Origin of the sequence: Pseudomonas sp. HAR-UPW-AIA-41 (genome assembly GCF_002304225.1) — a bacterium.
Lineage (GTDB): Bacteria > Pseudomonadota > Gammaproteobacteria > Pseudomonadales > Pseudomonadaceae > Aquipseudomonas.
The window spans coordinates 695,272-721,777 of sequence record NZ_NSLB01000001.1 but is presented as its reverse complement, the minus strand read 5'-3'; the positions used below and the strand labels follow the sequence as shown (position 1 = coordinate 721,777).

At 63.2% G+C, this 26,506-nt stretch carries 30 protein-coding genes; 12 read left to right on the top strand and 18 right to left on the bottom strand.

Going from position 1 to position 26,506, the window contains the following annotated elements:
• Positions 1 to 2: 2 nt before the first annotated feature.
• From CK486_RS03335 to CK486_RS03320, 4 genes are all read right to left on the bottom strand, one after another.
• Positions 3 to 965, bottom strand: coding sequence for a sulfonate ABC transporter substrate-binding protein (locus CK486_RS03335; RefSeq protein ID WP_095938849.1), 963 nt, complete (start codon positions 963 to 965; stop codon positions 3 to 5).
• 82 nt (positions 966 to 1,047) lie between these two features.
• Complete coding sequence (gene ssuE, locus CK486_RS03330; RefSeq protein ID WP_095938848.1) at positions 1,048 to 1,635, bottom strand: NADPH-dependent FMN reductase; 588 nt, start codon at positions 1,633 to 1,635, stop codon at positions 1,048 to 1,050.
• A 10-nt stretch (positions 1,636 to 1,645) separates the two neighbouring features.
• A complete protein-coding gene (locus CK486_RS03325; protein WP_095938847.1) occupies positions 1,646 to 2,284 on the bottom strand; it encodes a peroxiredoxin in 639 nt (212 codons plus the stop codon).
• A gap of 53 nt (positions 2,285 to 2,337) precedes the next feature.
• On the bottom strand, positions 2,338 to 3,663 hold the full coding sequence (locus CK486_RS03320) for an OprD family porin (RefSeq protein WP_095938846.1): 1,326 nt from the start codon (positions 3,661 to 3,663) through the stop codon (positions 2,338 to 2,340).
• A gap of 475 nt (positions 3,664 to 4,138) precedes the next feature.
• Here CK486_RS03320 and CK486_RS03315 point away from each other — a divergent pair, with 475 nt between their 5' ends.
• Complete coding sequence (locus CK486_RS03315; RefSeq protein WP_095938845.1) at positions 4,139 to 4,564, top strand: group II truncated hemoglobin; 426 nt, start codon at positions 4,139 to 4,141, stop codon at positions 4,562 to 4,564.
• 229 nt (positions 4,565 to 4,793) lie between these two features.
• On the opposite strand, the gene CK486_RS03310 is transcribed toward CK486_RS03315, so the two are convergent.
• Positions 4,794 to 5,519 carry an RNA methyltransferase gene (locus CK486_RS03310; RefSeq protein ID WP_095938844.1) on the bottom strand — a complete coding sequence of 242 codons (726 nt, stop codon included), beginning with the start codon at positions 5,517 to 5,519 and terminating at the stop codon, positions 4,794 to 4,796.
• The gene (locus tag CK486_RS03305; RefSeq protein WP_095938843.1) at positions 5,519 to 7,138 is read right to left on the bottom strand and encodes an NAD(P)/FAD-dependent oxidoreductase; all 1,620 of its coding nucleotides are present in this window, start codon (positions 7,136 to 7,138) and stop codon (positions 5,519 to 5,521) included. Before CK486_RS03305 ends, CK486_RS03310 begins: the two co-directional genes overlap by 1 nt.
• Positions 7,139 to 7,397: 259 nt before the next feature.
• Between CK486_RS03305 and rlmE the strand changes: the two genes are divergently transcribed.
• Positions 7,398 to 8,018 carry a 23S rRNA (uridine(2552)-2'-O)-methyltransferase RlmE gene (gene rlmE, locus CK486_RS03300; protein ID WP_095939050.1) on the top strand — a complete coding sequence of 207 codons (621 nt, stop codon included), beginning with the start codon at positions 7,398 to 7,400 and terminating at the stop codon, positions 8,016 to 8,018.
• A gap of 24 nt (positions 8,019 to 8,042) precedes the next feature.
• Here rlmE and CK486_RS03295 read toward each other — a convergent pair whose 3' ends face one another.
• On the bottom strand, positions 8,043 to 8,543 hold the full coding sequence (locus tag CK486_RS03295) for a hypothetical protein (protein ID WP_095938842.1): 501 nt from the start codon (positions 8,541 to 8,543) through the stop codon (positions 8,043 to 8,045).
• Positions 8,544 to 8,690: 147 nt separating this feature from the next.
• Positions 8,691 to 9,572, bottom strand: coding sequence for a LysR family transcriptional regulator (locus tag CK486_RS03290; RefSeq protein WP_095938841.1), 882 nt, complete (start codon positions 9,570 to 9,572; stop codon positions 8,691 to 8,693).
• A 97-nt stretch (positions 9,573 to 9,669) separates the two neighbouring features.
• On the opposite strand from CK486_RS03290, the gene CK486_RS03285 reads away from it, so the two are divergent.
• The 3 genes from CK486_RS03285 to CK486_RS03275 all read left to right on the top strand — a co-directional run bounded on the left by CK486_RS03285 (position 9,670) and on the right by CK486_RS03275 (position 11,772).
• The gene (locus CK486_RS03285) at positions 9,670 to 10,170 is read left to right on the top strand and encodes a lactoylglutathione lyase family protein (protein ID WP_095938840.1); all 501 of its coding nucleotides are present in this window, start codon (positions 9,670 to 9,672) and stop codon (positions 10,168 to 10,170) included.
• Between the two features lie 185 nt (positions 10,171 to 10,355).
• Complete coding sequence (locus CK486_RS03280) at positions 10,356 to 10,685, top strand: hypothetical protein (RefSeq protein ID WP_095938839.1); 330 nt, start codon at positions 10,356 to 10,358, stop codon at positions 10,683 to 10,685.
• A 580-nt stretch (positions 10,686 to 11,265) separates the two neighbouring features.
• Complete coding sequence (locus CK486_RS03275) at positions 11,266 to 11,772, top strand: DUF2846 domain-containing protein (RefSeq protein WP_095938838.1); 507 nt, start codon at positions 11,266 to 11,268, stop codon at positions 11,770 to 11,772.
• 265 nt (positions 11,773 to 12,037) lie between these two features.
• Here the strand turns inward: CK486_RS03275 and CK486_RS03270 are convergent, their stop codons facing one another.
• The 6 genes from CK486_RS03270 to CK486_RS03245 are packed head-to-tail and all read right to left on the bottom strand — an operon-like array spanning position 12,038 to position 15,619.
• Positions 12,038 to 12,769, bottom strand: coding sequence for a putative DNA-binding domain-containing protein (locus tag CK486_RS03270; RefSeq protein ID WP_095938837.1), 732 nt, complete (start codon positions 12,767 to 12,769; stop codon positions 12,038 to 12,040).
• Positions 12,766 to 13,635, bottom strand: a complete 870-nt coding sequence (locus CK486_RS03265; RefSeq protein WP_095938836.1) for a DUF692 family multinuclear iron-containing protein — start codon at positions 13,633 to 13,635, stop codon at positions 12,766 to 12,768. Before CK486_RS03265 ends, CK486_RS03270 begins: the two co-directional genes overlap by 4 nt.
• 3 nt (positions 13,636 to 13,638) lie before the next feature.
• Complete coding sequence (locus tag CK486_RS03260) at positions 13,639 to 13,926, bottom strand: DUF2282 domain-containing protein (RefSeq protein ID WP_095938835.1); 288 nt, start codon at positions 13,924 to 13,926, stop codon at positions 13,639 to 13,641.
• Positions 13,927 to 13,946: 20 nt separating this feature from the next.
• Entirely contained in the window at positions 13,947 to 14,570 is a 624-nt protein-coding gene (locus tag CK486_RS03255; protein WP_095938834.1) for a glutathione S-transferase family protein, read from the bottom strand.
• Positions 14,567 to 15,064 carry a DoxX family membrane protein gene (locus CK486_RS03250; RefSeq protein WP_095938833.1) on the bottom strand — a complete coding sequence of 166 codons (498 nt, stop codon included), beginning with the start codon at positions 15,062 to 15,064 and terminating at the stop codon, positions 14,567 to 14,569. The genes CK486_RS03255 and CK486_RS03250 overlap by 4 nt, the downstream gene beginning before the upstream one ends.
• A 54-nt stretch (positions 15,065 to 15,118) precedes the next feature.
• Entirely contained in the window at positions 15,119 to 15,619 is a 501-nt protein-coding gene (locus tag CK486_RS03245) for a YHS domain-containing (seleno)protein (protein WP_095938832.1), read from the bottom strand.
• 176 nt (positions 15,620 to 15,795) lie between these two features.
• Between CK486_RS03245 and CK486_RS03240 the strand changes: the two genes are divergently transcribed.
• The 7 genes from CK486_RS03240 (at position 15,796) to CK486_RS03210 (ending at position 21,833) form a co-directional block, all read left to right on the top strand.
• Positions 15,796 to 16,710 (top strand): LysR family transcriptional regulator, encoded by a 915-nt coding sequence (locus tag CK486_RS03240; RefSeq protein WP_095938831.1) that lies wholly within the window; start codon positions 15,796 to 15,798, stop codon positions 16,708 to 16,710.
• 3 nt (positions 16,711 to 16,713) lie between these two features.
• Positions 16,714 to 17,613, top strand: a complete 900-nt coding sequence (locus tag CK486_RS03235; protein ID WP_095938830.1) for a LysR family transcriptional regulator — start codon at positions 16,714 to 16,716, stop codon at positions 17,611 to 17,613.
• A gap of 140 nt (positions 17,614 to 17,753) precedes the next feature.
• On the top strand, positions 17,754 to 18,383 hold the full coding sequence (locus CK486_RS03230) for a glutathione S-transferase family protein (RefSeq protein WP_095938829.1): 630 nt from the start codon (positions 17,754 to 17,756) through the stop codon (positions 18,381 to 18,383).
• A 56-nt stretch (positions 18,384 to 18,439) separates the two neighbouring features.
• Positions 18,440 to 20,503 carry a pyridoxamine 5'-phosphate oxidase family protein gene (locus CK486_RS03225; protein WP_095938828.1) on the top strand — a complete coding sequence of 688 codons (2,064 nt, stop codon included), beginning with the start codon at positions 18,440 to 18,442 and terminating at the stop codon, positions 20,501 to 20,503.
• A gap of 11 nt (positions 20,504 to 20,514) precedes the next feature.
• Entirely contained in the window at positions 20,515 to 20,826 is a 312-nt protein-coding gene (locus tag CK486_RS03220) for a cupin domain-containing protein (protein ID WP_095938827.1), read from the top strand.
• Between the two features lie 24 nt (positions 20,827 to 20,850).
• Positions 20,851 to 21,324, top strand: coding sequence for a nuclear transport factor 2 family protein (locus CK486_RS03215; RefSeq protein WP_095938826.1), 474 nt, complete (start codon positions 20,851 to 20,853; stop codon positions 21,322 to 21,324).
• 182 nt (positions 21,325 to 21,506) lie between these two features.
• Complete coding sequence (locus tag CK486_RS03210) at positions 21,507 to 21,833, top strand: hypothetical protein (protein WP_095938825.1); 327 nt, start codon at positions 21,507 to 21,509, stop codon at positions 21,831 to 21,833.
• Between the two features lie 105 nt (positions 21,834 to 21,938).
• On the opposite strand, the gene CK486_RS03205 is transcribed toward CK486_RS03210, so the two are convergent.
• The 4 genes from CK486_RS03205 to dnaX all read right to left on the bottom strand — a co-directional run bounded on the left by CK486_RS03205 (position 21,939) and on the right by dnaX (position 26,435).
• Positions 21,939 to 23,087 carry an acyl-CoA dehydrogenase family protein gene (locus CK486_RS03205; protein ID WP_095938824.1) on the bottom strand — a complete coding sequence of 383 codons (1,149 nt, stop codon included), beginning with the start codon at positions 23,085 to 23,087 and terminating at the stop codon, positions 21,939 to 21,941.
• Between the two features lie 169 nt (positions 23,088 to 23,256).
• Entirely contained in the window at positions 23,257 to 23,856 is a 600-nt protein-coding gene (gene recR / locus CK486_RS03200) for a recombination mediator RecR (RefSeq protein ID WP_095938823.1), read from the bottom strand.
• Positions 23,857 to 24,057: 201 nt separating this feature from the next.
• Positions 24,058 to 24,384 (bottom strand): YbaB/EbfC family nucleoid-associated protein, encoded by a 327-nt coding sequence (locus CK486_RS03195; RefSeq protein ID WP_095938822.1) that lies wholly within the window; start codon positions 24,382 to 24,384, stop codon positions 24,058 to 24,060.
• 26 nt (positions 24,385 to 24,410) lie between these two features.
• Positions 24,411 to 26,435 carry a DNA polymerase III subunit gamma/tau gene (gene dnaX, locus CK486_RS03190; protein ID WP_095938821.1) on the bottom strand — a complete coding sequence of 675 codons (2,025 nt, stop codon included), beginning with the start codon at positions 26,433 to 26,435 and terminating at the stop codon, positions 24,411 to 24,413.
• Positions 26,436 to 26,506: the final 71 nt, after the last annotated feature.

Genomic DNA, 26,506 nt, shown 5'->3' with positions numbered 1-26,506 from the left:
GCTTACTGCTGCGCGACCTTGGCCGGCGGGGTCCAGATCACGTCCTTGATGCTCAGCTTTTTCGGGATCAGCTTGAGCTCGGTGAAGGTGTCGGCGATCTTCTGCTGCGCCTGCACCACGGCCGGGGTCAGCGGCTGGGCACCATAGCCCTGGCGCTTGACGGCCACCCTGGTGATTTCCGGAGACAGGCCGAGCAGCGGCGCCACCTGAGCCGTTACCGCATCCGGGTCGGCCTTGGAGTCCTCACCCACGCCACGCACTTCCTCGATCAGGGTGTTGATCACCTGCGGGTGCTTCTGTGCATAGGGACGGGTGGCCAGGTAGAACTGGTGGTTGTCGACCAGCCCTTCGCCATTGCGCAGGCTGCGGGCCTGCAGTTGCTTCTCCGCGGCGGCCAGGAACGGGTCCCAGATCACCCAGGCATCCACGCTGCCGCGCTCGAAAGCCGCGCGAGCATCAGCCGGCGGCAGGTAGACCGGGGTGACGTCGTTGATCGACAGCCCGGCATCTTCCAGCGCCCGCACCAGCAGGTAGTGGACGTTGGAGCCCTTGTTCAGGGCGACCTTCTTGCCCTTGAGGTCGGCCACCGAGGTCAGCGACGACCCCTTAGGCACCAGAATCGCCTCGCTGGTCGGTGCAGGTGGTTCGTAGGCCACATAGAGCAGATCGGCCCCGGCCGCCTGGGCGAACACCGGCGGCGTCTCGCCGGTGACACCGAAGTCCACCGAGCCGACGTTGAGCCCTTCGAGCAACTGCGGGCCGCCGGGGAATTCGGTCCAGGTGACCTTGACGCCCTGCTCGGCCAGGCGTTTTTCCAGGGTGCCCTTGGCCTTGAGCAGAACCAGGGTGCCGTATTTTTGATAACCGATACGCAGTTCTTCGGCCTGAGCTTGGGTAATGGCGCCGAAGGAAATGGCCGCGGCAAACAGGGCGACCAGACTCCGACGCAAGGTAATGGTGCGCATGGCGCTCTCCTTTGCGATTGCTATGAGGGGTTGGCTACCTGCTCGCCCGTTGTCGGACCAGTGAGGGAGGGTAAAGCGTGTGTCAGATACTCCAGCGGGCGTTGACCAGCCGGTCGTTGAGTTCATGGGGCGCCAGTGGTTTCGGGCGCCGGGCCAGGGCCGTGAAAAAGTGATCCAGACTGCTGTCCAGGCGTTCTTCCAGCGCCGGGTCCAGGTCCACGCCATCGGCGCGGTAGGCGATCTGCCGGTCTTCGGCGAACACCCCCTGGAGCATTTCCTGGGCCTTGAGCGACGCCAGTACCGGCTTGAGCGCATAGTCCACCGCCAGCATGTGAGCGTTGCTGCCGCCGGTGGCAATCGGCAGCACCACCTTGTGCTGCAAGGCACGCTCGGGCAGCAGATCGAGCAGAGTCTTCAGCGCTCCGGAGAACGAGGCCTTGTACACCGGTGTCGCCACCAGCAGACCATCGGCCTGTTCCACCTGCTCGCTGAAGGCGCGCACGGCCGGACTGTCAAAACGCGCGTGAAGCAGGTCCTCAGCCGGAAAATCGCGGATCTGGAACCCGTTCACCTCAACCCCGCGCTCCTCCAGCCAGCGCTGGGCATAGGCCAGCAGCGCGGCCGAACGTGAGGTGAGACTGGGGCTGCCGCCGATAGAAACCACCCGCATGATCGGCTCCTCAGCGGTTCGGCTGCGGGGTCAGGCGCAGGTAGGGTTTGACGGCGCGATAGCCTTTGGGGAAGCGCTGTCTGATCTCGTCTTCATCCTTGAGCGACGGCACGATCACCACCTCATCACCGTCCTGCCAGTTGGCCGGCGTGGCGACCTTGTGGCTGTCAGTCAGTTGCAGCGAATCGATCACCCGCAGGATCTCGTGGAAATTGCGCCCGGTGCTGGCCGGGTAGGTGATGATCAACCGTACCTTCTTGTTCGGATCGATGATGAACAGCGAGCGCACCGTGAGGGTGTCGTTGGCGTTCGGGTGGATCAGGTCGTACAGATCGGAAACCTTGCGGTCGGCATCGGCCAGGATCGGGAAGTTGACCCGGGTGTTCTGCGTTTCGTTGATGTCGTCGATCCAGCGCAGGTGCGAATCCACCGGGTCCACCGACAGGGCGATGGCCTTGACGCCACGTTGGACGAACTCGTCGTGCAGCTTGGCGGTCAGGCCCAGCTCGGTGGTGCACACCGGGGTGAAGTCGGCCGGGTGGGAGAACAGAATCCCCCAGCTGTCGCCCAGCCACTCGTGGAAACGGATACGACCCTCGCTGGAGTCCTGTTCGAAGTCGGGGGCGATGTCGCCCAGTCGAATGCTCATGTGGTGCCTCCTCGGGCTGGTGGTGCGGAGCGCTCGGGCGCTCCGCGAAAGGTTCAGAGCAGCGGCAGGCTGTAGCTGACGATCAGGCGGTTCTCATCCTGGTCGGCGGCGGCATTGCCACGCAGGCTGGCGTTACGCCAGGAGAAGGCCAGGCCCTTGAGCGGACTATCCTGCAGGACGTAGTCGAGGCGGAAGTCGCGTTCCCACTCCTTCTGCTCGCCACCGGCCGCCTGGATGTTGTCGCCCGACAGGTAGGTGGCCACGGCCTTCAGCCCCGGCACGCCGACCTTGCTGAAGTCGTAGGCATACTCGGCCAGCCAGGTGCGCTCACCGGAGGACAGGAACTTGCCGATCTGGCGGTCGGTGATCAGGTAGGCGGTGGCGCCATCCCCCTGGTTGAGGAACGGGAAGGCGCTGTCACCCTCGACCTGCTGATAGCCGGCGCTCAGCGCGTGGCTGCCCAGGGTGTAGGTGAACAGGGCGCTCCAGGTGTCGTTATCAACCTCGCCACGGCTGGCATCGCCGGCTTCCCAGTAGCCGCTGCTCTTGTAGCCTTCGGCACGGCCGGCGGCGCTGCCGTTCTTGCCGTCGGAGCTGCTGTGGAAATAGCGCAGGTCGGACTTCAAGGCGCCCGGTCCAATCGCCCAGTTGTGGGTCAGGCCGAGGAAGTGCTGCTGGTAGAAGTCTTCCAGATTGCCGTAGTAGTACTGCGCCAGCAGGTCCTTGCCGATCTTGTAGTCACCACCGGCAAAGCGGAACTGGTTGCTGAACTGGCCGGTCTTGGCATTGTTGGCGCCGGCAATCGACAGGCCTTCGTTGCTGCTGGAGCTGCGGCCCTTGGCGTGTTCCAGCTGGCCGCCGATCAGGGTCAGGTTGTCGATTTCGCTGGAGGTGATCTGGCCGCCCTCGAAGGTCTGCGGCAACAGGCGACCGTCGTTGAAAGTCACCACCGGCAGCTTCGGCTGCAGGGTGCCGAGGCGGGCTTCGGTCTTGGAGAAGCGCAGCTTGCCGGTCAGACCCAGGCTGCTGAACTGATCTTCGGCACGGCCGTCGCTGTCGGTTGGAAATACGGTGCCGGAGTATTTTTTCGAATCCGGGTTGTAGTGGCGGCCCTTGCCGGAGTCGAGCTTCACGCCCAGCAGGCCCAGCGCATCCACACCGACGCCGACGGTGCCTTCGGTATAGCCGGAAGCGTAATTGAACTGAAAGCCCTGCCCCCATTCTTCCTGGGTGTTGGCGTCCTGGTTGCGGGTGTCCTGATTGATGTAGAAGTTGCGCAGACCAAGAGTGGCCTTGCTGTCTTCGACAAAGCCGGCAGCGCCAGCCTGTTGGGCGATAAGGCCGAGGGCGATGGCCAGCGGCAGGGATTGGTAGTTCATGCGTCAAGCTCCAGATGCAGTCGGTGTGCGTGTTGGCACTGCAGTGGGGCTCGATCGCGCCGGCGTCTGTGCGCGGCTGAAGGTAGGATGAGCCCCGTTCTATGGGCTCGGTGCGGTGGTCCGCTGTCGGCTTGGAGCTGACTCTAGGGGAAAGCTTAAATTCCTCAAAAGAATTATTAATTATTTTTTTATAACCAAAATATTTTTATCAATTTCCAAGCATGGACGCTCCATGTCCATCCCAGGCAAGCGACGCCCCTAGCTGGCAGCCACCAGCGGCTGTTGGCCGACGCTGTTGCAAACCTCGATCTATGAGCGAGTGCCTGGCTCGATCAGTTACCGGCGCAGATCAGGCGGCAACACCCCCGCCCCTTTAATAGCCGGACGTTCATACCGGGTCGGTGCGGCGCCCTGCCCCAGTCCGTAGCCAGAACGACGAGAGTTAAACTGCGCTTTTCTTAAGGAGCCCAATCCCATGACCGACACCCCGACCTACGGCGTTGGCGACGCCTCCTACCAGGCCGCCGGCGGCATCGACGGCCTGCGTCGCCTGGTCGACGACTTCTACGACCTGATGGAGCAGCGCCCCGAAGCTGCGGCCATTCGCGCCATGCATCCCGAGGACCTGGCCACCTCGCGCGACAAGCTGGCCTGCTTCCTCAGCGGTTGGCTGGGCGGCCCGCGCCTGTTCAGCGAGCGCTACGGCCCCATCGCCATCCCCGCCTTCCACGCCCAGTGGCCGATTGATGAGGGTCACAGCCAGGCCTGGCTGGACTGCATGGCCGGCGCCATTGCCCGCCAGCCATTCAAGGCGGATTTCGCCGAATACCTGCTGACTCAGTTGCATGTGCCTGCCGGCCGCATCGTCACGGCCAGCCGCAACCGACAGACTCAGGGCTGAAGGCACTGTTTACGACCAAGCGGTTTGAACGCGCAGAAATGAAACGTGCCAGGCCTTGCGCCTGGCAGAGGGTCAAACTGAACCCTTAGCAGGCCGTTGAAAAACGTTGGTGAGGCAGCCAGCGCAAGGCAAAAACAGGCGAAGAAGCGCAGTTTACGAGTGGTAAATGAGCATTTTGAGCCTGTTTTTAACACCGTGCTGGCAACGCAGGTAGTTTTTCAACAGCCTGTTAGCGGTTCAACTCGTAGGCACACATGTTGACCGTGGTGGCCAGGTTCAGCGACTCGATGGCGCCGCAGCCGGCAATAGTGAACGGCTGGGCACCCAGCGCGTTGAGTTGCTCGCGCGGTACGCCGCGCGCCTCATTGCCAAACAGGTAGCAATCGAAGGCCTTGAAGGCCGCCGACTGCACCGGCTCGCCCTGCATGTCCAGGCAGGCAATGCGCGGGAAGCGTTTGCCGAGGCTGTCCAGCTCAACATCCAGCTCCAGCGGCGCATGGAAAATGGCGCCCATGCTGGAGCGCACCACCTTGGGGTTGTACGGGTCGACGCTGCCGGGGCTGAGCAGGCAACGCAAGCCACCGAACCAGGCCAGGGTGCGCAGGATGGTGCCGAGATTGCCCGGATCCTGAATCTCGTGCAGGTAGATGGCGCGCTCGCCCGCTGCCGTCGTTGCCGGCGTCAGCGCCGCCATGGGCACCACCGCGAGGATGCCCTGCGGGGTCTGGGTGTCGGCGATCTGCGCCATCTGCCGGTCGCTGATCACCAGGGTCTTGAACGGGCTCTGCCAGTGCTCGTAGGCGGCCGTGACATACAGCTGGCTGGCGAGCAGCGCCGGGTTGTGCACGGCCGCCTTCTGCAGCTCCAGCAGCAGGTGCTCGCCCTCCACCAGAAAATGACCAAACTCGGCGCGGTACTTCTTCTGCTGCAGTTTCTTGATGTCGTCGAGTTTCATCAGTTGTCCTGCTCGGCCAGCATCGACCTGGCTACCGCCTCGGCCACCTTGATGCCGTCCACGCCCGCCGAGAGGATGCCACCGGCATAACCGGCACCCTCGCCGGCCGGGTACAGGCCCTTGAGGTTCAGGCTCTGCAGCGTTTCATTGTCACGGGTGATGCGTACCGGGGAGCTGGTACGGGTCTCGATGCCGGTAAGCACCGCGTCATCCCGGTCGAACCCGCGAATCTGCTTGCCGAACACCGGCAGCGCCTCGCGGATGGCCTCGATCGCATAATCCGGCAGCGACAGGGCCAGATCGCCCAGACGGATGCCCGGCTTGTAGGAAGGCTCAACCTCTCCCAGCTCACTCGACGGTACGCCGCGGATGAAGTCGCCAACCAGCTGCGCCGGCGCGCAGTAGTCGCGGCCGCCCAGTTCATAGGCTCGCGACTCCAGACGCTCCTGGAACTCCACGCCGGCCAGCGGGCCGCCGGGGAAGTCCTGCTCGGGATGAATACCCACAACAATGCCGGAGTTGGCATTGCGCTCGTTGCGCGAGTACTGACTCATGCCGTTGGTGACCACGCGCTCCGGCTCGGAGGTAGCCGCCACCACGGTACCGCCCGGGCACATGCAGAAGCTGTACACGGCACGACCGTTTTTGGCGTGGTGCACCAGCTTGTAGTCGGCGGCGCCCAGCTCCGGGTGACCGGCGTATTTGCCCAGGCGGGCCTGATCGATCAGCGATTGCGGGTGCTCGACGCGGAAACCGATGGCAAAGGGCTTGGCCTCGATGAACACGCCCTGACGGTGCAGCATGCGGAAGGTATCGCGCGAGCTGTGACCCAGCGCCAGCACCACATGGCGGCTGGCAATGGTCTCGCCACTGGCCAGTACCACGCCCTCCAGCTGCCCATCATTGATGACCAGATCGGTCACCTTGCTCTCGAAGCGTACCTCGCCACCCAGGGCGATGATCTCCTCTCGCATGGCGGCGACCACACCGGTCAGGCGGAAGGTGCCGATGTGCGGTTTGCTCACGTACATGATTTCTTCCGGCGCACCGGCGCGGACGAACTCGTGCATCACCTTGCGGCCGTAGAACTTCGGGTCCTTGATCTGGCTGTAGAGCTTGCCGTCGGAGAACAGCCCCGCCCCGCCCTCGCCGAACTGCACGTTGGATTCGGGCGTCAGGGTCTTCTTGCGCCACAGCGCCCAGGTGTCCTTGGTGCGCCGGCGCACATCCTTGCCACGCTCCAGCACAATCGGCTTGAAGCCCATCTGCGCCAGCAGCAGCGCGGCGAACAGACCGCACGGGCCGAAGCCGACTACCAGCGGCCGCTCGGTCAGGCCGGCCGGCGCCTGAGCCACCGGGTAGTAGTGGGTGTCCGGTGCCGGGCGAATGTGCTGGTCATCGGCAAGGCGCGCCAGAATCGACGCCTCATCGCGTACTTCCAGATCGATGATGTAGATGAACAGGATCACGCTGTTCTTCTTGCGCGCATCGTAGCTGCGCTTGAAGACGGTGAAGTTCAGCAGGTCTGCATCGGCAATACCCAGGCGCTTGATGATGGCCTGGCGCAACTCATCGGCGGAGTGATCGAGCGGCAGAGACAGTTCGTTGATGCGAATCATGGCGGTAATCCTGGCCGGTGACTCCGGCAAAGGAAGCAACAAAAGGAGGGAGTAAGGCGCAATTGTACCCGCCAGCGCCGCACCCTGTCAGGCCCGTCCGGCGCGCTCTGCGCAAGGCGCTGCGGGGGCCGGCAGCATGCCCGCCGGCCCGCCGGATTTAACCTGCGCCGCTTTATCGGCCTATAATCGGCGCCACTTTGCGGTCAACAGCCCTCTCACTGGCCGCTTCTCACTTTGATTGACCCTGGTCGCCCCGCTCATGAAACGCTCCAAAAGCAGCAGCCGCTGGCTGAACGAACACGTTAACGATCCCTACGTCAAACGGGCGCAGAAGGATGGTTTGCGCTCCAGGGCCAGCTACAAGCTGATGGAGCTGAACGAGAAGGACAAGCTGATCCGCCCCGGCATGCTGGTCATGGATCTCGGCTCGGCGCCCGGCGGCTGGTCGCAGGTGGCCGGCAAGCTGGTGGGTGAAAAGGGCCGCGTGCTGGCCACCGACATTCTGCCGATGGATGGTCTGGATAACGTCGACTTCATTCAGGGCGACTTCACCAGCGACGCCGTGTTTCAGCAACTGCTCGACAAGCTCGACGGCAGGCAGCCCGACCTGATCATCTCTGACATCGCCCCCAACATCAGTGGCGTGGCCGCCGCCGATCAGGCCGCCTCGATGTACCTGGTCGAGCTGACCCTCGACATGGTGCGCCAGGTGCTCAAGCCCGGCGGCAACTATGCGGTCAAGGTGTTCCAGGGCGAGGGTTCGGACGAGTTCCTCAGGGATGTGCGCAGCTCATTCGAGAAGGTCATGATCCGCAAACCGGAAGCCTCCCGCCCCCGCTCCCGCGAGGTGTATCTGGTGGCCAAGGGCTTCAAGGGCTAAGCCCCAGCGGAGGCTGCGCCGCCGTCAGTGGCCCCGACTGTTTGCAGCACCGCCGGCATACTTCTGCTGCAGGATGGCCGACGCTTCGTTGTACGCGGACTGAAACGCCTCGCTGCTGACCCAGCGTACGGCGGCGTCTTCGTCCTCGCCGTGGAAGATACCGCGGTAGACGATCAGCAGGCCCATCATGAAGTCGAGGGCAGCCTCCTCGGCTTCCTCGGCAACCACCAGCTCCAGCACGGGGTACTGCAGAAAGATCAGGCACATCGCCAGCAGGCTGATGCCTTCACCGACCTTCATTGCCTGAAACAAGTCATCGAAGTGCGCCGGATCGAATCCGTTTTCTTCGATGTCCTGAAAATCGAAGGTACTGAGGTCGATTTCAACATCATCGAACGGCTCGTTGACCAGCGGGTTGGCCAGGAGCGGATGAATGACATTGGCCCTGGCGGGGCCTGGACGGCCCGGTCTGGCCTGAGCTGTAGCCCGTCTGGCGTTTCTGCGCGGTTTACCCGGTGAAGCCATGAAAAGGTTCCTTGTGTTCGGCCGCCATGTGCATGGCAGAAAGAGTCGGGCACAAATTGTATGCAGTCCTGACCCGGGGCGATGGTCAGAGAAACAGATTTTCCGTGTTTTGAGCGCAGTTGCCACACACCGGCGGAACAGCACGATCTATTCGCCCAGACCTTCAATCTGTGTTTTCAGTTTCTGGGCGACCAGCTGCGCCCGAGCAGACAGAGGCCATTCGGCGCGATGTATCAGCCATAGCGTGTCCTCAACCAATCGCGGCCCCTGAATGACCTGAATACTGGCTGGGCGTTGAAACGCAAGGCGTGCATAACGCGGCAGCACCGTAAAACCCAGCCCTCGCGCCACAGGTTCAAGAATCAACCCGATCTGGTTGGTGAAACCGCGACAGGGAAGGCTGCCGATACCAGGTGCCTCAGGGTAATAACGACTGAGCAGACGACTCCCCATGGCACGGCCGTCCGGATGATCGATGAAGCCAATGCGTTTGAGATCATCCCAGCCCTCGACCCGTTCTGAAGCAGGAGCAATCAACTCCAGCGGCTCCTCGGTGAAGCGGCTTACGCACAGGCGCGGATCATCGGGCTTCAGTGTGGTCAGGCCCAGCTCGAAACGATTTTCCAGCACCGCTTCGAGCACCTCGCGATCCGGAGCAAAGCGCTGACGGATGCTCAGCCCCGGAGTTGCCCGCTGCACCTCCAGGAGCATGGGATAGAGAACCAGTCCGATGCTGCCGGGACAGATCAACGCAATCTCGCCGTGCTCCTCATCATGCTCGGACAAGCGCTTGTGCAGCCTCTGATCAGCGGCACTGACCTCCTCGCAATAACTCAACAGCGCGCGCCCGGCGGGGGTCAGTTCAAGCTGGCGGGGTCGGCGTATCAGCAAGGGGCCCAGTCGCTCCTCGAGCTTCTGTACGTGCTGACTGACAGCGGCCTGGGTCAGATCCAGATGCTCGGCGCAGCGTGTGAAACTGCCCTGCTCGATCAGGGCCACGAAGGTGCGCAGCCATTGCGGATTCATCATAACGATCTCTTATCAATATAATAATCTGATGACTATTTTCATTATGAACATGCCTTCCTAGACTGGCCACATCACCAACGATTGAGAGGTAAAGGCTATGTCACTCATCTATCCGCGCAGCTTTTCTCATCTCGGCCTGTCGGTCACCGATCTCGACGCCGCCGTGAAGTTCTACACAGAGGTCATGGGCTGGTATCTGATCATGCCGCCGACCACGATTACCGAGGACGACTCGGCCATCGGCATCATGTGCACCGACGTCTTCGGCGCCGGTTGGGGCTCGTTCCGTATTGCGCACCTCTCGACCGGAGATCGCATCGGCGTTGAGATCTTCGAATTCAAAAATGCCGAGAGGCCACAGAACAACTTCGAGTACTGGAAGAGCGGCATCTTCCACTTCTGCGTCCAGGACCCTGATGTTGAAGGTCTGGCCGCCAAGGTGGTGGCGGCAGGCGGCAAGCAGCGCATGCCGGTGCGCGAATACTTCCCGGGCGAGAAGCCCTACCGCATGGTCTACATGGAAGACCCCTTCGGAAACATTCTGGAAATCTACAGCCACAGCTACGAGCTGATTTATTCGGCCGGAGCCTACCAGTAACGGCGAGCGGCCCAGACTCTCTGAGTCTGGGCCACCTCATGTGCTGTGCCGCCGGATCACTGTGCACAGCCTTAAATTTCATCCAGTGAAATAGTAAAATCACAATCAAGGTTATTCTTGCAATGAACTTGTATTGAGAGACTTTCCTCAACGCCGGAAACGGCACCCAACCTGAGGATCTCATCATGCAAAACACCACCCGCCAAAACCGCTTTATTACCACTGCCCTGTTGCTCGGCAGCCTCATCACCCTTGGCAGCACTTCGTCCTTCGCCGCCGACGGCAGTGACCGCCTGAAACTCAAAGCAGCCCCGGTGGTCAGCAAGCTGCAGCGTCTGGCCGAAGATGGCAGTGACCGCTTGCGTCAACGCCAGCAACGCAGCGACAGCCAGAGCCATGAAGATGTGCGACTAGCTGAGGACGGCAGCGAACGCACACGCCTCTACTGGCACAAGCGTCAGCTTGATGTGGCTGAGGGCGGTGCCGATCGGGTGCTGGCGTCACGCAAAGCATGATCCATGCGACCCCTGCAAAGCCCCTGAGCGAAAGTCCGCTCAGGGGCTTCTTATTGGCCAGGACAACACTGTGGCAGGAACAGCAGCCGAGTTGTCGCAATGCGCCTGCCTGTGCAATCAAGGTGGACTGATGACGGTGCTGCACAGGGAAGCGGCCATGATCCGATCCAGCAAGGTAGCGTTCTATCCCAGCGGTCCCGCAGCAGGCAGCACGTCACAACGAGAGAACTACGGCGCAGAGCCAGATCCACAACGCCCCCATTTGACCAGTCAATTGCCCTGGTGCAAACCTCCGTGCGCAGCCGATTTGACTAATAGGCGACGGACAGGAATCGCCCAAAAGCAGTCGGGCCCGCTAGCCCAAAGAGGCACCTTTCAACCCGAGGCGGCCGTTGAGGGTATAGAAAATTAATCTCCCCCCTTTTTGGATTCACAAGATAGGGCCAGCAGCGGCCATAAATCCGCCGTCCTGCGTCAAGATCCAGTCAAATTACCTGTATCTGCGCGGATTTTGGTGTATCTGGAGCAAGGTGGTAGATTTATGACCGGATGCAACATCACTACATGTTAAGGACAACTCATGCCGCGCTTGCTAGCCGCAATGCTCACCATCGTCTCACTATTGCTGAGCGCATGTACCACCCTGCACAAAGGCGATGAGTTCTCAGAGCTGGCAACTACGAGAAAAGACGCAGCTCTGGTTTATCTCTACCGTTCCGGGGTTATGCCCTTCTGGCGCAGTCCAACACTAGTCATCGACGGCAAAGAGATCAGCGAGGTGAAAAACACCTCCTTCACCTACTTCTACCTCTCAGAAGGCAAGCACACGATCGCCACACGCTGGGCGCTTGATCTGTATCCGCTGAACGTCGAAGGCAGCATGGATGTGAAAAATGGACAGACTTATTTTCTGAAACTGGGCGGAGGAATGCTGATGTCGCCTGGATTCGGGAATGTTGCACTGATCACCAGTGTTTCCTCCAATCTCGGCCAGGTCGACCACCTGACAGCCCTTCGCGAGATGAGGAGCTGTATGTACATATCCAACTCACTTGAGCAGCCCTCACTGACTGCTCGCAGGGAATAGCTTTGTGAGTGCCACCGCATTTTTTTGATGGCTTATAGACGTGGCTAGATGGACGGCAATCTGAATCGCCACAGTTTTTGTAGATATTCAGAGACCGTTTTAGGCCGTTACCTACCGATCATGACAGTGACACGCACTGGTCAAGTTGAACGCAATCGGTGGTCAAGCGCAGTGCGCATTCACACCAGGGCCGCTCTCCGAAAGAACTCCAGAGAGCAGATGCCCCCTATGAAATGATCACCTCATAGCCAAGCGTGAGATCTTTTTACTCCCCGGCGAACACTTGCCACTGAAGCAACTTGAGTAGATGGCCGATCCACTCCGGATGTTCGGCCAATACCGCCGGCAGGCGATTGGGCTGCGTAGCCAGTTGCAGCAGCTGAACGCTTACCGCATCCAGCGGCTCGGTGCGCAGCTGCAGACCCTGGCGCCAGACCAGCACGTTTTCTGCCGGCCAGTCCTGGGCTGTGGGAGCTATGCCCATCCCCTGCTGACTGGCCCACAGGCGGTACAGCGGACTCTCCGAGCACAGCAGGGTTACCGAGGGATGCCAGCGCAGTGGCTGTGTCAGGCGCTCGCTGAGGGTCCCCAAGTCCATGTCTGCAAGGTTCAGTACGGGTGCATCAGCAGCATGGAAGGCACACAGGCGAGCCCATTCCAGCCGGGCGATATCCGCTAGATACCCCAGCGCACTCAGTGGCTGGAAACGGACGATATAGTCGGCCAGCTCGGCGCCGTACTCCTGCAGGGCGGCCGAGCGCGGTGGATGCTGCAGGATGAACACTGCGGCCAGCGCGGTGAAATAGTCCGCTCCGAGCAACTGCGCCAGCACCGGAAAACCCTGCCGCAGGGCTTCCGTGCGCGAGGCCCGGACGTTGTTGCGGTATACGGCAAAGCGCTGGGCAAAGGCACCTTCACCGGACTCGCCCAGGTGCAGCGGAATGGCATCCAGGCTGTGCAGGGCCTGGGAGAATTCCTCCAGTGCGAAGGGCGTCATGCGAGTTTCTCCCGATCAGCGCAAGGCGGCATATAGGGGCTTTGTTGCAGCGCCCTGGCGCAATCGACTTCGGCCGCCAGGGTGCTCCAGGCGGGCAACTCGCGGTCCCATTCGATCAGGCTGGGGCGCGCGCCGGCCAGCAGCAGCCACTGCACATACAAAGCCCAGGTGTCGTCGGCCACCGCACTGGCGTGATCGTCGATCAGCAGCGTGCCGTCGCCAATCGGCATGCGGGTGTGGCCGGCCAGGTGCAGCTCCCCTACCCGTTCAGCCGGCAAGGCTTTGAGGTAAGCGTCCGCGCTGCCACCGCAGTTGTGGCAGCTGACCAGCAGGTTATTCAGATCCAGCAGCAGGCCGCAGTCGGTATCGCGGCAGAGCTGACGGAGAAACTCAACCTCGCTCATGTCGGACTCGTCCAGACGCAGGTAGACGGCCGGATTCTCGATCAGGATCGTGCGCCCCAGCGCCTCCTGCACCTGCTGTATCCGTGCGCTTACCCGCTGCAACGTGGCGGCGTTGTAAGCCAGCGGCAGCAGATCGCCCAGGTACTGACCGGCATGCCCGGACCAGGCCAGGTGCTCGGAAACCAGCTGCGGTTCGTAGCGTTCGCACAGCCGGCGCAGGCGTTGCAGATGCTCAGCGTCCAGCGGATCAACGCCGCCCAGCGAAAGCCCCACGCCATGCACCGACAGTGGCAGATGTCGGCGCAGCTCGGCGAGTTGCGCATGCAGCAGGCCGCCGTCGCCGAAATAGTTCTCCGCATGTACCTCGATAAAGTCGACGCGCCCCGGATTGGCCAGCAGGGCATCGAAATGCACCGGCTTGAACGCCACACCGGCACCGCCACGGAGCGCGAGACTGCTCATGGTTCAGGGCCTCTGCACGGGCTCGAGCGAACCTTTGCCGAACGGGGTTTCGATCTCTACACAGGTGCCGGCCGGGACCAGCTTCCAGGCATTGCCTTGATAGTCGACCTTCGAGGTGCCCGCGCAGGAGGTGCCGGGGCCGGCGGCGCAGTCGTTCTGCCCGGCCAGCGAAACCCCGTAGCATTTTTCCTTGCCGGCATTGACCGGGGCATCGGCGGCGCTGGCCGACTGGGTGGCCGCAAGCAAGGCACTGGCCAATGACAGGGCCAGGCAGGTGTTGAGCGTTTGCATAAGGTACTCCTCAGAGAAGGTCAGTTCTGCAGCCGGGCCAGTGCCCGCTGCACGGCGGGCCGGGCACTGATGCGCTCAACCCAGGCGCGGACATGGGGAAATTTGTCCAGATCGACGCCGGCATAGTCGGCAATGCGCAGCCAGCTGAAGTGCATGATGTCGGCGATCGAGTAGCTGCTGCCGGCGAGGCAGGGCACCTCGGCCAGACGCTCATCCAGCAGCGCAGTCAGGCGCAGCGACTCGTTGCGGTAACGCTCGATGGCCAGCGGCACAGGCTCGGGTGCCGAGCGCAGGAACCAGCCGGCCTGACCGAACATCGGCCCGACGCTGGCCACCTGCAGGAACAGGTACTCCATGGCGCGCTGGTACTCACGCGGATCAACCGGCAGCAAGTCACCGTGCTTCTGCGCCAGGTACAGCAGGATGGCGCCGGATTCGGCAAGGTTTAGCGGCTGAGCGCCGGGACCGTCGAGGTCGACCAGCACGGGAATCCGCCCGTTGGGATTGAGCGCCAGAAACGCCGGACGCTTCTGCTCACCCTTACTCAGATTGACCTTGATCAGGCGGTACTCGACACCCAGCTCTTCCAGGGCGATCGGTACTTTCAGACCGTTGGGGGTGTTGGCACTGTAGAGTTCAATCATTGCGGTGCCCTCAGGCATTGTTCCGGATCGGCATGACCGGCACAGGGGTTCTGACTGACGCCGTGGTGGCGTTGCCGCAGGCGTTGCAGTCCGTGATCAAGCGACAGACGTCCGCCGCCCTGTCCGATCAGCAGCAGCAAGGCCACCGCCCAGGTACCGTGGGTCGCCCAGGCATCTGGGTAGACCAAGAGCTGAATCACCAGCGTCATGCCCAGCAGGCCGGCGGCAGCCAGGCGCGTGCCCAGTCCGAGCAGCAACAGGATCGGCAACAGATGCTCGGCAAAGGCGGCAAGCCCGGCGGCCAGCGCCGGATCGATCAGCGGCAGGCGGTACTCCTCCTGAAACAGGTAGAGCGCCGACTCCTTGAGCTGCCAGCCATCGACCTTGGTCCGGCCGGATTGCCAGAACACCGCCCCTGGGGTAATACGGGCCTGCAGCAACAGGGCATCACGGCCCAATGCCTGCCAGCGAGCGGATAGGGTTTGGACAGTCATGTCATCTCTCCGGAAAGCCCCTGTCGGCTTGAATCGCCAACAGGGGCAGGCGGGTTACAGGCTGCTCGGGGCCTTGTCCTTGATGGACGGCCAGTTGGCGTTGGCCTTGGCAATGTTGCCCGGCACGTCCTCGGACCACTTCTTGAACACGTCCGCGTTGACGTTCAGGTACAGCTTGCCGTCGACCACTTTGTACTGGCTCGGGTCGACGTCGAGCTTCTTGCCCAGCGCCGCGCCCATGGCACAGAAACCGCCGAACTGCGGCACGTAGTGCGCGGCATCGCCCTGGAAGGTCTTCATGTTCTCGGCCGAGGCGAAGTAGTAGGTGGCACCTTCATGCTTCACGGCAAAACGCTTGTCGCCCATGGCCGGTTTGCCCTGGAAATAGGACACGGTGTCGTAACCCTTGAGGATCACCTGACCGGCATCGACGTTGATCGAGGCGGTGGAGGCTTCGTCGTAGGCGAAGCTGCTGGTGGCGGTCAGCAGCGCTGCGCCGCCGGTGGCCAGTGCAATGGCGAGGGAGCTAGCGATAAAGGAGTTCTTCAGGTTCATCATGGTTTTCCTTGCTGGATCAGTTGAGCAGTGGGTTAACGTCCGAACCCGTTGAGTCCGACGTGAGCGCACTGTAAAAACCCACAGAAAGAACAAGAACAGCCCAAGTTGACAAAGCTCTATTGCAGAATCTGTAATTAACCACGCAGACTGTCCTCTCACATCAGGAGGCCGACATGGATCGCTTTCAGGAAATGCAGGTGTTTCTGGCGGTTGCCGAGGAACAGGGGTTTGCTGCGGCGGCCCGCCGCCTGAACATGTCGCCGCCCAGCGTCACCCGCGCCGTCGCCGCACTGGAAGAACGCATCGGCACCCTGCTGCTGAACCGCACCACCCGCAGCGTGTATATCACCGAGGCTGGCCAGCGCTATGCCGAGGACTGCCGGCGCATCCTCGCCGAACTGGAAGAGGCCGAAGAGTCCGCCGCCGGCAGCCATGCCATGCCCCGGGGCCAACTGACGCTTACGGCGCCCGTGTTGTTTGGCGAACTCTTTGTCACCCCGTTGCTGGTCGACTTCCTGGAGCAGCATCCGGCCGTGCAGATCCGCGCGCTGCTGGTAGACCGGGTGGTGAGCATGGTCGATGAAGGCATCGATGTGGCCGTGCGCATCGGCAACCTGCCGGACAGCGGCCTGAATGCCGTGCGCGTCGGTGAAGTGCGCCGGGTGATCTGCGCTTCTCCGGCGTTTCTCGATGCCCACGGACGACCGACTCATCCTGAACAACTACAGCAACTGCAGGTGGTGGCCTCAGCCAGCAGCCCGCTACTCAGCGACTGGCAGTTCGAGGACAACGGCAGCCCGCTCAGCGTGCGCCTGCAACCTCGGCTGGTGGTCACCGCCAACCAGGCGGCCATCAATGCCGCCGCGCTGGGCTGGGGGCTGACCCGGGTGCTGAGTTATCAGGTGGCGTCCAAGGTCGCCAGTGGCGAGCTGGAAATCGTTCTGCAGGACTTCGAGCAGCCGCCGCTGCCCGTGCATGTGGTTTATCAGGGCGGGCGCAAGGTGGCGGCCAAGGTGCGCGCCTTCGTCGACTTCTGCGAGCAGCGCCTGAGCCAGGACCCGGCGCTCAATCCACCCAGGCAGCACTGAGCCATGGACCGCCAGCAACAGATGCAGGTGTTCCTCGCGGTCAGCCAGACCCTGAGCCTGGCCGCCGCCGCACGCCAGCTGGAGCTTTCCGCGCCTACCGTCACCCGCGCCATCGACGCGCTGGAAGCGCGGCTGAATCTGGCGCTGCTGCAACGCAGCACCCGCGGCGTGCTGCTCACCGAGGCCGGCGAGCGCTTTGCCACCGACTGCCAGCGCATTCTCGCCGAGGTCCAAGAGGCCGAAGCCTCGGCCAGCGGCCTGCACAGCCAGCCGCGCGGGCATCTGACGGTCAGCGTGCCCCTGCTGTTCGGTCAGGAGCTGATGCCGGCCATCCTCCTCGATTACCTGCAGCAGTATCCCGAGGTGCAGCTGTATGTGCGCTATCTGGACCGTCAGCCGAACCTTCACGAAGAAGGTGTGGATGTGGCGATCCTCGCCGGCGCCCTGCCCGACTCCTCGCTGTTCGCCCTCAAGGCCGGGCAGATCCGTCGCGTGGTCTGCGCCAGCCCGGCCTACCTCAGCCGGCATGGCACCCCGCAACACCCCAATGAGCTGGGGGATCATCAGATTATCCATTCCAGCGCCGATGCACGGCTGACCGAGTGGCGCTTTCAGGTAGACGGCGCGCTGCGGCATTACCCGCTGCGCCCCCGTTTGAGCTGCACCACCAATCAGGCGGCGATTCGTGCGGCCTGCGCCGATGGCGGGCTGACCCGCTGCATGAGCTATCAGGTGCATGAACGCCTGCAACGCGGCGAGCTGGTCGAGGTGCTGCAGGGGTTCGGTTTGCCTGAGCTGCCCGTACACGTGGTCTACCGTGAAGGCCGGCGCGCCGCCGCGCGGGTGCGCAGCTTTGTCGACTTTGCGGTGAGTCGTCTGCGCGAGCACCCGGCGCTGGCCTGAGTCAGGCGTTCATTTCATTTCGCGCAACAATGGATTGCCAGTTCTGGCGATTCTGCGATTCGGCTCTGTGACTCAGTATGGCTCCCACAGCACGGCACACCCGGTGCCGCTGTTTCACCTTGCTAACTGCGGAGTCCACCATGTCCAAGCCGATCAAACTCTTCCGTCATCCCCTCTCCGGCCACGCACACCGCGTCGAGCTGTTCCTCTCGCTGCTGAATGTGCCGACCGAACTGGTGTTCGTCGATCTGGCCAAGGGCGCGCACAAATCGGCCGAATTCCTGGCCATGAATCCCTTCGGCCAGGTGCCGGTGATCGATGACAACGGCGTGGTGCTGAGCGACTCCAACGCCATCCTGGTCTATCTGGCCAAGCAGTACGACGCCAGCGGCCAGTGGCTGCCCAAGGACGCCCTGATGGCGGCCCAGGTACAGCGCTGGCTGTCCGTCGCCGCCGGACAGATCGCCTCGGGCCCGGCTACCGCTCGCCTGATCACCGTGTTCGGTGCGCCTTATGACGCCGAATCGACCATCGCCCGCTCCCATGCCCTGCTCAAGGTGATCGAACAGGAGCTGACCGGCCGTCCCTTCCTCGCCGGCAACCTGCCGACTCTGGCCGATGTCGCCAGCTATACCTATATCGCCCACGCGCCGGAGGGCAATGTGTCGCTGGCCGACTACCCGCAGGTGCGTGCCTGGCTGGCCCGCATCGAAACACTGCCGGGCTTCGTGCCGATGCAGCGCAGCGCCGTCGGCCTGCAAAGCGCCTGAGTCACCCCGGCGCGGTCACCAGCCGTGCCGGCCTTTTCATTCAGCGGAGCCCCGCCATGACCAGCCCACTGCCGCCCGATTCATCGCCCTGGCACCCCGGGGAAAAGCAGCTGCAGGAACGTGCAGGCGTGGCCGAGCGCATGGAAGTATTCGGCCGCCGGGTGATCCGCGACCACATGCCCGACCAGCACCGCGATTTCTACCGGCAGCTGCCGTTTGTGCTGCTGGGCTCGGTCGATGCCCAGGGGCGCCCTTGGGCCAGCATCCTCGAGGGCCCGCCCGGATTTGCCCATTCGCCTGAGCCGCGTCTGTTGCGGCTGGATAGCACGCCCGGCGCGGGCGATCCGGCGGCGCAGACGCTGCAAGACGGCGCGGCCGTCGGCCTGCTCGGCATCGAGCTGCATACCCGCCGGCGCAATCGCCTGAACGGCCAGGTGGTCGGACGTGACGCCCAGGGTCTTGGCATCGCCGTGGATCAGGCATTCGGCAATTGCCCGCAGTACATCCAGCTGCGTCAGCACCTGCTGCCCGCCAGCCAGCCGCTACCGACTGTAGTGGCCGAGCGGCTGGATCATCTGGATGAGCCGGCGCAGCAGATGATTGCCGGCGCCGACACTTTCTTCGTCGCCAGCTACGTCACCCTGGAGGATGGCCGGCTGGCGGTGGACGTTTCCCACCGCGGCGGCCAGGCCGGCTTCGTGCGGGTGCAGGGCAACCGCCTGAGCATCCCGGACTTTGCCGGCAACCTGCACTTCAACACCCTCGGCAACCTGCTGCTCAACCCACAGGCCGGTCTGCTGTTCATCGACTTCGCCACGGGTGATCTGCTGCAGCTCAGCGGGCGCACCGAGCTGACCCTGGAGGGTGAGGAAATCCGCGCCTTCCAGGGCGCCGAGCGGCTTTGGCACGTGGAGGTCGAGCAGGTGGTCCGCCGGCGCGGCGCGCTGGCGCTGCGCTGGGATTTCCAGAGCTACTCACCGAATAGCCTGATGACCGGCAGCTGGGAGCAGGCCGAGGCACGACTGCAGGCGCAGGCGCTGCGCGATCAGTGGCGGCCCCTGCGGGTGGCCCGGGTGGTCGACGAAAGCGCCAGCATCCGCTCGTTCTATCTGCAGCCGGCCGACGCCGGAGGCTGGCCGACGTTCTCGGCGGGTCAGCATCTGCCCCTGCGCCTGACGATTCCCGGGCAGGCACACCCGCTCATCCGCACCTACAGCCTGTCCAGCGCGCCATCCGATGACTTCCTGCGCATCAGCGTGAAGCGCGACGGACTGGCGTCCGGCTATCTGCATGAGCAGATCGGGGGCGGCAGCCTGCTGGAGGCCAAGGCGCCACAGGGCCAGTTCGTGCTCGACCCCGAGCAGCGCCGGCCGCTGGTGCTGCTGGCGGCCGGGGTTGGGATCACCCCGCTGCTGAGCATGCTGCGTGAAGTGGCTTACCAGAATCGCCGGCTGCGCCGGCGCCGCACAGTCTGGCTGATCCAGAGTGCCCGCCAGCAGGCGGAGTTGGCCTTCAGCCGCGAGTTGCAGGAGCTTGAGCAGGAGAACGGCGAGACATTGCACTGGCTGCGGGTGATCAGCCAGCCCGAGGCCGACGCGCGCGAAGGCGTGGACTTCGACCTGCACGGGCGCATCGATGTCGAACTGCTCAAGGCCGTGCTGCCCTTCGATGACTATGACTTCGTGCTGTGCGGGCCGTCCGCTTTTACCCAGGACCTGTATGACGGTCTGCGCGAGCTGAACATCAGCGACAACCGCCTGCATGCCGAAACCTTCGGTCCCTCCAGCCTCAAGCGGCGTCCTGATCAGGCCGGCCCGACACAGGACTGGCCACCGGCGGCCAGCATCCCTGTGCCCGTGTTGTTCGAGCACTCGGGCAAGGAAGCGCGCTGGACGCCCGGCAGCGGTAGCCTGCTGGAGCTGGCCGAGAGCCGCGGCCTGACCCCGGAGTTCAGCTGCCGGGGCGGCACCTGCGGCACCTGCTGCACACGCATCGTTAGCGGTCAGGTGACCTACCCGCAGCCACCGGCCAACCTGCCGGCCGAGGGTGAGGCGCTGATCTGCTGCGCCGTGCCGGCCGCCGGCAAGGACGGGACGCAACCATTGGTCCTCGACCTCTAGGAATGTCGTCCATGAAGATTATCCGCAGCAAGGACTTCACCGCCGAGCGTGCCTGGGGCGCGCTCGACATCGCCAGCATGAACGGCATCACCACCCGCCTGCACTGGACCGACCAGCCCTACCGCTGGCATATCAACGACGGAGAGGAAGTCTTTGTCGTGCTCGATGGCCAGGTGCGCATGCACTACCGCCAGGATGGGCAGGAACGTGAGTGCCTGCTCGACTGTGGCGACATCTTCTATGCCAGTCGCGGCACCGAGCATGTCGCCCACCCGATCGGGGTGGCGCGGGTGCTGGTTATCGAAACCGCCGGCAGCGTTTAACCTCAACTCCACAAGGAACCGCCCATGAACCCCGAAGCCCGTCCGCCCTTCCCGCCCTTTACCCGTGAGACCGCCGCGCAGAAAGTGCGCATGGCCGAGGATGGCTGGAACAGCCGCGACCCCGAGCGGGTGGTGCTGGCCTATACCGCCGACAGCCAGTGGCGCAACCGCAGCAAGTTCCCGCGCGGCCGCGAGCAGATCCGCGACTTCCTCACCCGCAAATGGCAGCGTGAACAGCAGTACCGCCTGATCAAGGAGCTCTGGGCCCATGAGGGCAACCGCATCGCCGTGCGCTTTGCCTACGAGTGGCATGACGAGAACGGTCAGTGGTACCGCTCCTACGGCAACGAGAACTGGGAGTTCGACGAGCAGGGCCTGATGCAGGTGCGCCATGCCAGCATCAATGATCTGCCGATCCGTGAGGACGAGAGGCTGTTCCACTGGCCCCAAGGGCGCCGCCCCGACGAGCATCCGGGGCTGACCCAGCTCGGTCTCTGAATGCCTCAGCGCACAAGCTGCACCTGTGAGAGCCCTCTTCGGAGGGCTTTTTCATGCCTGATCTATTTCTATTTATGAAATTAAGCAGTACAGATCATGGTGATTCTTGCTGAACCAGCATTTTGAGAACCTATCTCCGTCGGCTGAACAGCCCCTCACATCGCCTTACGGAGAACTGCACAATGAACAAATTCCTGCTTGCCCTGGCCCTGATCGCCCCCCTGGCCAATGCCGCCGAGATCGTCGGCACCACAGAAGACAACCGTACCGGAGAAGTATTCGGCAGTGGCGTGGGCGTCCTGCTCGGCGGCGCCGCGGGCGGCCCGATCGGCGCGCTGGTGGGTGCCGGTATCGGCTACTTCGGCGGCCAGAAGACTCAACAGGGCATCGGTCAGACCGGCACGGCCTATCTGGTCCAGGACGACCAGGGTCAGATCCGCGAAGTGCGCCGCAACCGCCTGCCTACCCAACTGCGCGCTCAGGTTGCACAGCTCGACTCGCGTCACTGACAGCAACCACTCTTGAGAGCCGAAGTCCTCTGCTCCACTGGCTCAAAGCCCCCAGACGGGGGCTTTTTTTATGCAGTCAGTTTCTATGAGAGCAGGCCAGCCAGCCTACAACCCCAGCTGTTTGCTGATGATCTCGTTCATCACTTCGCGGGTGCCGCCGCCGATGGAGAGGATGCGGTTATCGCGGTACAGGCGTTCGACCAGCGACTCGCGCATGAAGCCCATGCCGCCGAGGATCTGCGTGGCGTCGTAGGTAATTCGGTCGGAAACATCGGTGGCGAAGTTCTTGGCCATGGAGATTTCCTTGATCACGCTCTTGCCGGCGGCCATCTTCGCGGCCTGGCGGTAGGTGAATTCGCGGGAGACTTCCAGTTGGGTGGCCATCTCGGCCAGGCGATGCTTGAGCACCTGAAACTTGCCGATCGGCTTGCCGAAGGCATCGCGCTCCTTGGCCCAGCGGGTCGCCTCCTCCAGCGCCATCTGTGAGGTCATGTTGGCCATGATCGCCAGCGACAGGCGCTCGCTCTGGAAGTTGGCCATGATGCAGGCAAAGCCCATGTTCTCCACGCCGATGAGGTTCTCTACCGGCACCAGGCAGTTGTCGAAGAACAACTCGGCGGTATCCGACGCCCACCAGCCCATCTTCTTCAACGAGCGGCCCACGGTGAAGCCCGGTGTGCCCTTCTCGATTAGCAGCAGGCTGACGCCGCCAAACCCGTCGCCACCGGTACGTACCGCCACGGTGTAGTAATCGGCGCGCACACCGCTGGTGATGAAGGTCTTGCTGCCGCTGACGCGGTAGAAATCTCCCTCCTTCACAGCGCGGGTCTTGAGGTTGGCCACATCCGAGCCGCCGCTGGGTTCAGTCACGGCCAGGGCCATGATCTTCTCGCCGGCCAGTACCTCGGGCACCACCCGGTCGCGCACGGCCGGCTTGGCCCACTTCAGGATCGGCGGCAGACCGATGTCCAGAGAACCCAGCCCCGCCACCAGACCACCCGAGCCACAGCGCATCAGCTCTTCACTGGCCGCCACCTTGGCAAAGATATCGCCCTCGTGGCTGCCACCAAACTGCTCCGGGTAGCCGATACCGAGGATGCCGGCGGCCCCTGCCGTGCGGTACAGCTCGCGGGGAAACTCCTCGGCCTCTTCCCAGTCGGCAACGTGCGGCAGGATCTCGCGCTCGACAAAACGACGCACGGAGTCGCGCACCATCTGGTGATCCTGATTGAAGTATTCCTGAAAGGCAGACATGGGCGGCTCCGGCAAGGGTTTAGGCGACCATACCTAGCGCTTGCTTGGTTTGCAAGGCGACACTCCGGCCATCGCTCACGGCACTTCTGTCATGCCGCGTAAAAGCCGCCCACGCGCCAGCGACGCGGCACTACGCGCGCTCAGTAAACAGATCTGGGAAATCTGGCGGCTAGTCGATCATCGGCCGGCGGCCGGCCAGAGCATGGGCCAGGGTACCGCCGTCAACCAGCTCCAGCTCGCCACCCAGCGGTACGCCATGGGCGATACGGGTCAGGCTGAGGCCCTTACCGACCAGCATCTGCGCGATGTAATGGGCAGTTGCCTCGCCTTCCACGGTCGGGTTGGTGGCCAGGATGATCTCGCTGAAGCTGCCTGCCCCAATGCGCGCGAGCAGCTCCGGAATACCGATGGCTTCCGGGCCGAGACCATCGAGCGGCGACAGGTGCCCCTTTAGCACGAAATAGCGCCCGCGGTAGCCGGTCTGCTCGACGGCAAACACATCCAGCGGCCCCTCGACCACACACAACAGCGAATCATCACGGCGTGGATCGGCACACTGCGGGCAGAGATGATCCTCGCTGAGAGTGCGGCACTGGGAACAGTGCCCCACCCCTTCCATCGCCGCCGTCAGCGCCTGAGCCAGACGCAACCCACCACTGCGGTCGCGTTCCAGCATCTGCAAGGCCATGCGCTGCGCCGTCTTCTGCCCGACACCGGGAAGGATGCGCAGCGAATCGATCAGTTGGCGAATCAGCGGGCTGAAGCTCATGGAAAACCACTCGGCAAGGTTGAAGCAGAAGCTATCCGGGAAATGAGGCCACTTTTTCTGAGGGCCCACGGTGCCAGTGCTGTTCAGACGCGGTGCAGAGCAAGGCGCAAGACGGCACGGGCACCGGAGTTTACTGCCCGTAAATGAGGATGCCCGGGCCGGCTTGCAACACAGCTATTTGCAGCAGCTGGGCAGCACGCATCAGAAAGGCATTTTGAAACCGGGCGGCAACTGCATCCCCGCGCTGAAACCGGCCATTTTTTCCTGACTGGCCTGCTCGATCTTGCGCACGGCATCGTTCACCGCTGCTGCGATCAGGTCTTCAAGGATGTCCTTGTCTTCCTGCAGCAGGCTGTCGTCCAGGCTCACGCGCTTGACGTCGTGACGACCGGTCATAACCACCTTGACCAGGCCGGCACCGGACTCGCCAGTGGTCTCGGCGTTGGCGAGCTCCTCCTGCATCTTCTGCATGCGTTCCTGCATCTGCTGGGCCTGCTTCATCAGGCCGGCCATGCCACCTTTCATCATGTGTGCGTTCCTCTCGAAATGGGCGCTCAGACGCGCTCCAGCGGTTCAATGGAGTCGGCGCGCACGCTGGCGCCGAAGTGTTCAATCAGATGGCGCACCACCGGGTCGTTGGCGATCGACTCCTCTGCCAGGCGCTGGCGCTCGGCGCGTTTGCGCGCGGCCGCCTGGGCCGGGGTTTCCTGTGCGGGCTTGATCACCTCGATACGCAGGTTGAGGGTGCGCCCGAGGGCCTGGTTCAGTGCATCGTTCAAACGCCGCTGCTGCGTCGCGTTGAACAGTGCGCTCTGGCCCGGGTCCAGGTGCAGCAGCCAGTTATCGCCCTCGGCTTCGATCAGCGAACAGTTGGCGCCGATGCTGCCGGTCATGCCGGACAGCCCCAGACGCGGGAACAGTTCCAGCCACTCAGCCGCCAGACCACTGGCCGGCTGCGCGGCTGGCAGCGGCTCGGGTTCGGCCGGGGCCTGCTCCTGCTCGTCGGCGAAGCTGTAGTCATAGGCTTCAGCGTCGGTTTCGTAATAGTCGTATTCACCCACCGGCGGCTCGTCGTCATCGTCAGCAGCGGTGGCTACAGTAGCCTCGGCAGGCACAGGGGGCACTTCGGCCGGAACAGCCACCGGCATAACCGGAATGGACGGCGAAGATTCGGCCGCAGCAACAGGCGCTTCTTCCCACGGCAGATCGACGGCAGTAGCTGGCGTACTGACGGCAGCTTCGCTTGCCACCGGCGCCACAGGAGCAGGCGCCACGACAGACTCAGGTGCAGGTGCAGGTGCAGGTGCAGGTGCAGGTGCAGGTGCAGGTGCAGGTGCAGGATTCAGTGTGGGCGTGCTCGGGGCTGCCGCAACAACCGGCGCAGTCAGGCTGACGCCGGCCACCGGGTTGGGTCTGGAATCAGCTGTGGCCGGGCTGATTCCCAAGTTCTTTAGTGGCTGTCCCTTGAGCGGCGAGCTGGGCGCACCATCGGCATCCGCCGGACGGAACGCCAGCATGCGCAGCAACACCATCTCGAAGCCGCTGCGCGGATCGGGCGCCAGCGGCAGGTCACGCCGGCCGATCAACCCCATCTGGTAGTAGAACTGCACATCCTCGCCGGGAAGGGCCTGAGCCAGTGCCAGTACCTTGTCGCGGTCACCCTGGCCGTTATCCACCGCCTCGGGCAGTGCCTGGGCAATGGCCACGCGGTGCAGCACATTGAGCATCTCGGCCAGCACGCCAGCCCAGTCCGGCCCCTGCTCGGCCAGATGACGAACACCTTCGAGCAAGGCCCGGGCATCGCCTTCGAGCAGCGCCTGCAGCACACCGTAGACCTGACCATGGTCGAGAGTACCGAGCATGGCACGCACATCGGCGGCCATGACCTTACCTTCGCCAAAGGCGATGGCCTGGTCGGTCAGGCTCATTGCGTCGCGCATGGAGCCGTCGGCTGCACGGCCGAGCAGCCAGAGAGCATCTTCCTCGAACGGCACATTCTCGGCAGTCAGCACGTGATTGAGGTGCTCGACCACCCGCTCCGGCGGCATGTTCTTCAGCGAGAACTGCAGGCAGCGCGAGAGCACGGTGACCGGCAGCTTCTGCGGGTCGGTGGTCGCGAGCAGAAATTTGACGTGAGGCGGCGGCTCTTCCAGAGTTTTGAGCAGAGCGTTGAACGAGCTGGTGGAGAGCATGTGCACTTCGTCGATCAGATAGACCTTGAAGCGCCCGCGGCTCGGCGAGTACTGCACGTTATCGAGCAGCTCGCGGGTATCCTCGACCTTGGTGCGACTGGCGGCGTCGACTTCAATCAGGTCAACGAAACGCCCCTCATCGATTTCCCGGCATACCGAACAGGTGCCACAGGGCGTGGAACTGATGCCGGTTTCGCAGTTCAGGCACTTGGCCAGAATGCGCGCGATGGTGGTCTTGCCCACGCCCCGGGTACCGGTAAACAGGTAGGCATGATGCAGGCGCTGGCTGTCCAGCGCGTTGATCAGGGCCTTGAGCACATGGGTCTGGCCGACCATTTCGCGGAACGAGCGCGGACGCCATTTACGTGCAAGAACCTGATAACTCATTAAATTTCATCGCAGCCGGTGGCAAGGTGGGCTAATCCTAGCGGAGCAGCCTGTAAATTGCACCCAAACCC

Bases quoted from the DNA above. Each gene is read 5' to 3' on its own strand.
- CK486_RS03315 (WP_095938845.1), top strand. From the start codon at position 4,139: ATGACCGACACCCCGACCTACGGCGTTGGCGACGCCTCCTACCAGGCC.
- CK486_RS03205 (WP_095938824.1), bottom strand. From the start codon at position 23,087: ATGTCTGCCTTTCAGGAATACTTCAATCAGGATCACCAGATGGTGCGC.
- CK486_RS03310 (WP_095938844.1), bottom strand. From the start codon at position 5,519: ATGAAACTCGACGACATCAAGAAACTGCAGCAGAAGAAGTACCGCGCC.
- dnaX (WP_095938821.1), bottom strand. From the start codon at position 26,435: ATGAGTTATCAGGTTCTTGCACGTAAATGGCGTCCGCGCTCGTTCCGC.
- CK486_RS03295 (WP_095938842.1), bottom strand. From the start codon at position 8,543: ATGGCTTCACCGGGTAAACCGCGCAGAAACGCCAGACGGGCTACAGCT.
- CK486_RS03335 (WP_095938849.1), bottom strand. From the start codon at position 965: ATGCGCACCATTACCTTGCGTCGGAGTCTGGTCGCCCTGTTTGCCGCG.
- CK486_RS03280 (WP_095938839.1), top strand. From the start codon at position 10,356: ATGCAAAACACCACCCGCCAAAACCGCTTTATTACCACTGCCCTGTTG.
- CK486_RS03250 (WP_095938833.1), bottom strand. From the start codon at position 15,064: ATGACTGTCCAAACCCTATCCGCTCGCTGGCAGGCATTGGGCCGTGAT.
- CK486_RS03195 (WP_095938822.1), bottom strand. From the start codon at position 24,384: ATGATGAAAGGTGGCATGGCCGGCCTGATGAAGCAGGCCCAGCAGATG.
- ssuE (WP_095938848.1), bottom strand. From the start codon at position 1,635: ATGCGGGTGGTTTCTATCGGCGGCAGCCCCAGTCTCACCTCACGTTCG.
- CK486_RS03270 (WP_095938837.1), bottom strand. From the start codon at position 12,769: ATGACGCCCTTCGCACTGGAGGAATTCTCCCAGGCCCTGCACAGCCTG.
- CK486_RS03210 (WP_095938825.1), top strand. From the start codon at position 21,507: ATGAACAAATTCCTGCTTGCCCTGGCCCTGATCGCCCCCCTGGCCAAT.
- rlmE (WP_095939050.1), top strand. From the start codon at position 7,398: ATGAAACGCTCCAAAAGCAGCAGCCGCTGGCTGAACGAACACGTTAAC.
- recR (WP_095938823.1), bottom strand. From the start codon at position 23,856: ATGAGCTTCAGCCCGCTGATTCGCCAACTGATCGATTCGCTGCGCATC.
- CK486_RS03235 (WP_095938830.1), top strand. From the start codon at position 16,714: ATGGACCGCCAGCAACAGATGCAGGTGTTCCTCGCGGTCAGCCAGACC.
- CK486_RS03245 (WP_095938832.1), bottom strand. From the start codon at position 15,619: ATGAACCTGAAGAACTCCTTTATCGCTAGCTCCCTCGCCATTGCACTG.
- CK486_RS03220 (WP_095938827.1), top strand. From the start codon at position 20,515: ATGAAGATTATCCGCAGCAAGGACTTCACCGCCGAGCGTGCCTGGGGC.
- CK486_RS03265 (WP_095938836.1), bottom strand. From the start codon at position 13,635: ATGAGCAGTCTCGCGCTCCGTGGCGGTGCCGGTGTGGCGTTCAAGCCG.
- CK486_RS03215 (WP_095938826.1), top strand. From the start codon at position 20,851: ATGAACCCCGAAGCCCGTCCGCCCTTCCCGCCCTTTACCCGTGAGACC.
- CK486_RS03325 (WP_095938847.1), bottom strand. From the start codon at position 2,284: ATGAGCATTCGACTGGGCGACATCGCCCCCGACTTCGAACAGGACTCC.
- CK486_RS03240 (WP_095938831.1), top strand. From the start codon at position 15,796: ATGGATCGCTTTCAGGAAATGCAGGTGTTTCTGGCGGTTGCCGAGGAA.
- CK486_RS03285 (WP_095938840.1), top strand. From the start codon at position 9,670: ATGTCACTCATCTATCCGCGCAGCTTTTCTCATCTCGGCCTGTCGGTC.
- CK486_RS03320 (WP_095938846.1), bottom strand. From the start codon at position 3,663: ATGAACTACCAATCCCTGCCGCTGGCCATCGCCCTCGGCCTTATCGCC.
- CK486_RS03225 (WP_095938828.1), top strand. From the start codon at position 18,440: ATGACCAGCCCACTGCCGCCCGATTCATCGCCCTGGCACCCCGGGGAA.
- CK486_RS03255 (WP_095938834.1), bottom strand. From the start codon at position 14,570: ATGATTGAACTCTACAGTGCCAACACCCCCAACGGTCTGAAAGTACCG.
- CK486_RS03290 (WP_095938841.1), bottom strand. From the start codon at position 9,572: ATGATGAATCCGCAATGGCTGCGCACCTTCGTGGCCCTGATCGAGCAG.
- CK486_RS03260 (WP_095938835.1), bottom strand. From the start codon at position 13,926: ATGCAAACGCTCAACACCTGCCTGGCCCTGTCATTGGCCAGTGCCTTG.
- CK486_RS03305 (WP_095938843.1), bottom strand. From the start codon at position 7,138: ATGATTCGCATCAACGAACTGTCTCTGCCGCTCGATCACTCCGCCGAT.
- CK486_RS03230 (WP_095938829.1), top strand. From the start codon at position 17,754: ATGTCCAAGCCGATCAAACTCTTCCGTCATCCCCTCTCCGGCCACGCA.
- CK486_RS03275 (WP_095938838.1), top strand. From the start codon at position 11,266: ATGCCGCGCTTGCTAGCCGCAATGCTCACCATCGTCTCACTATTGCTG.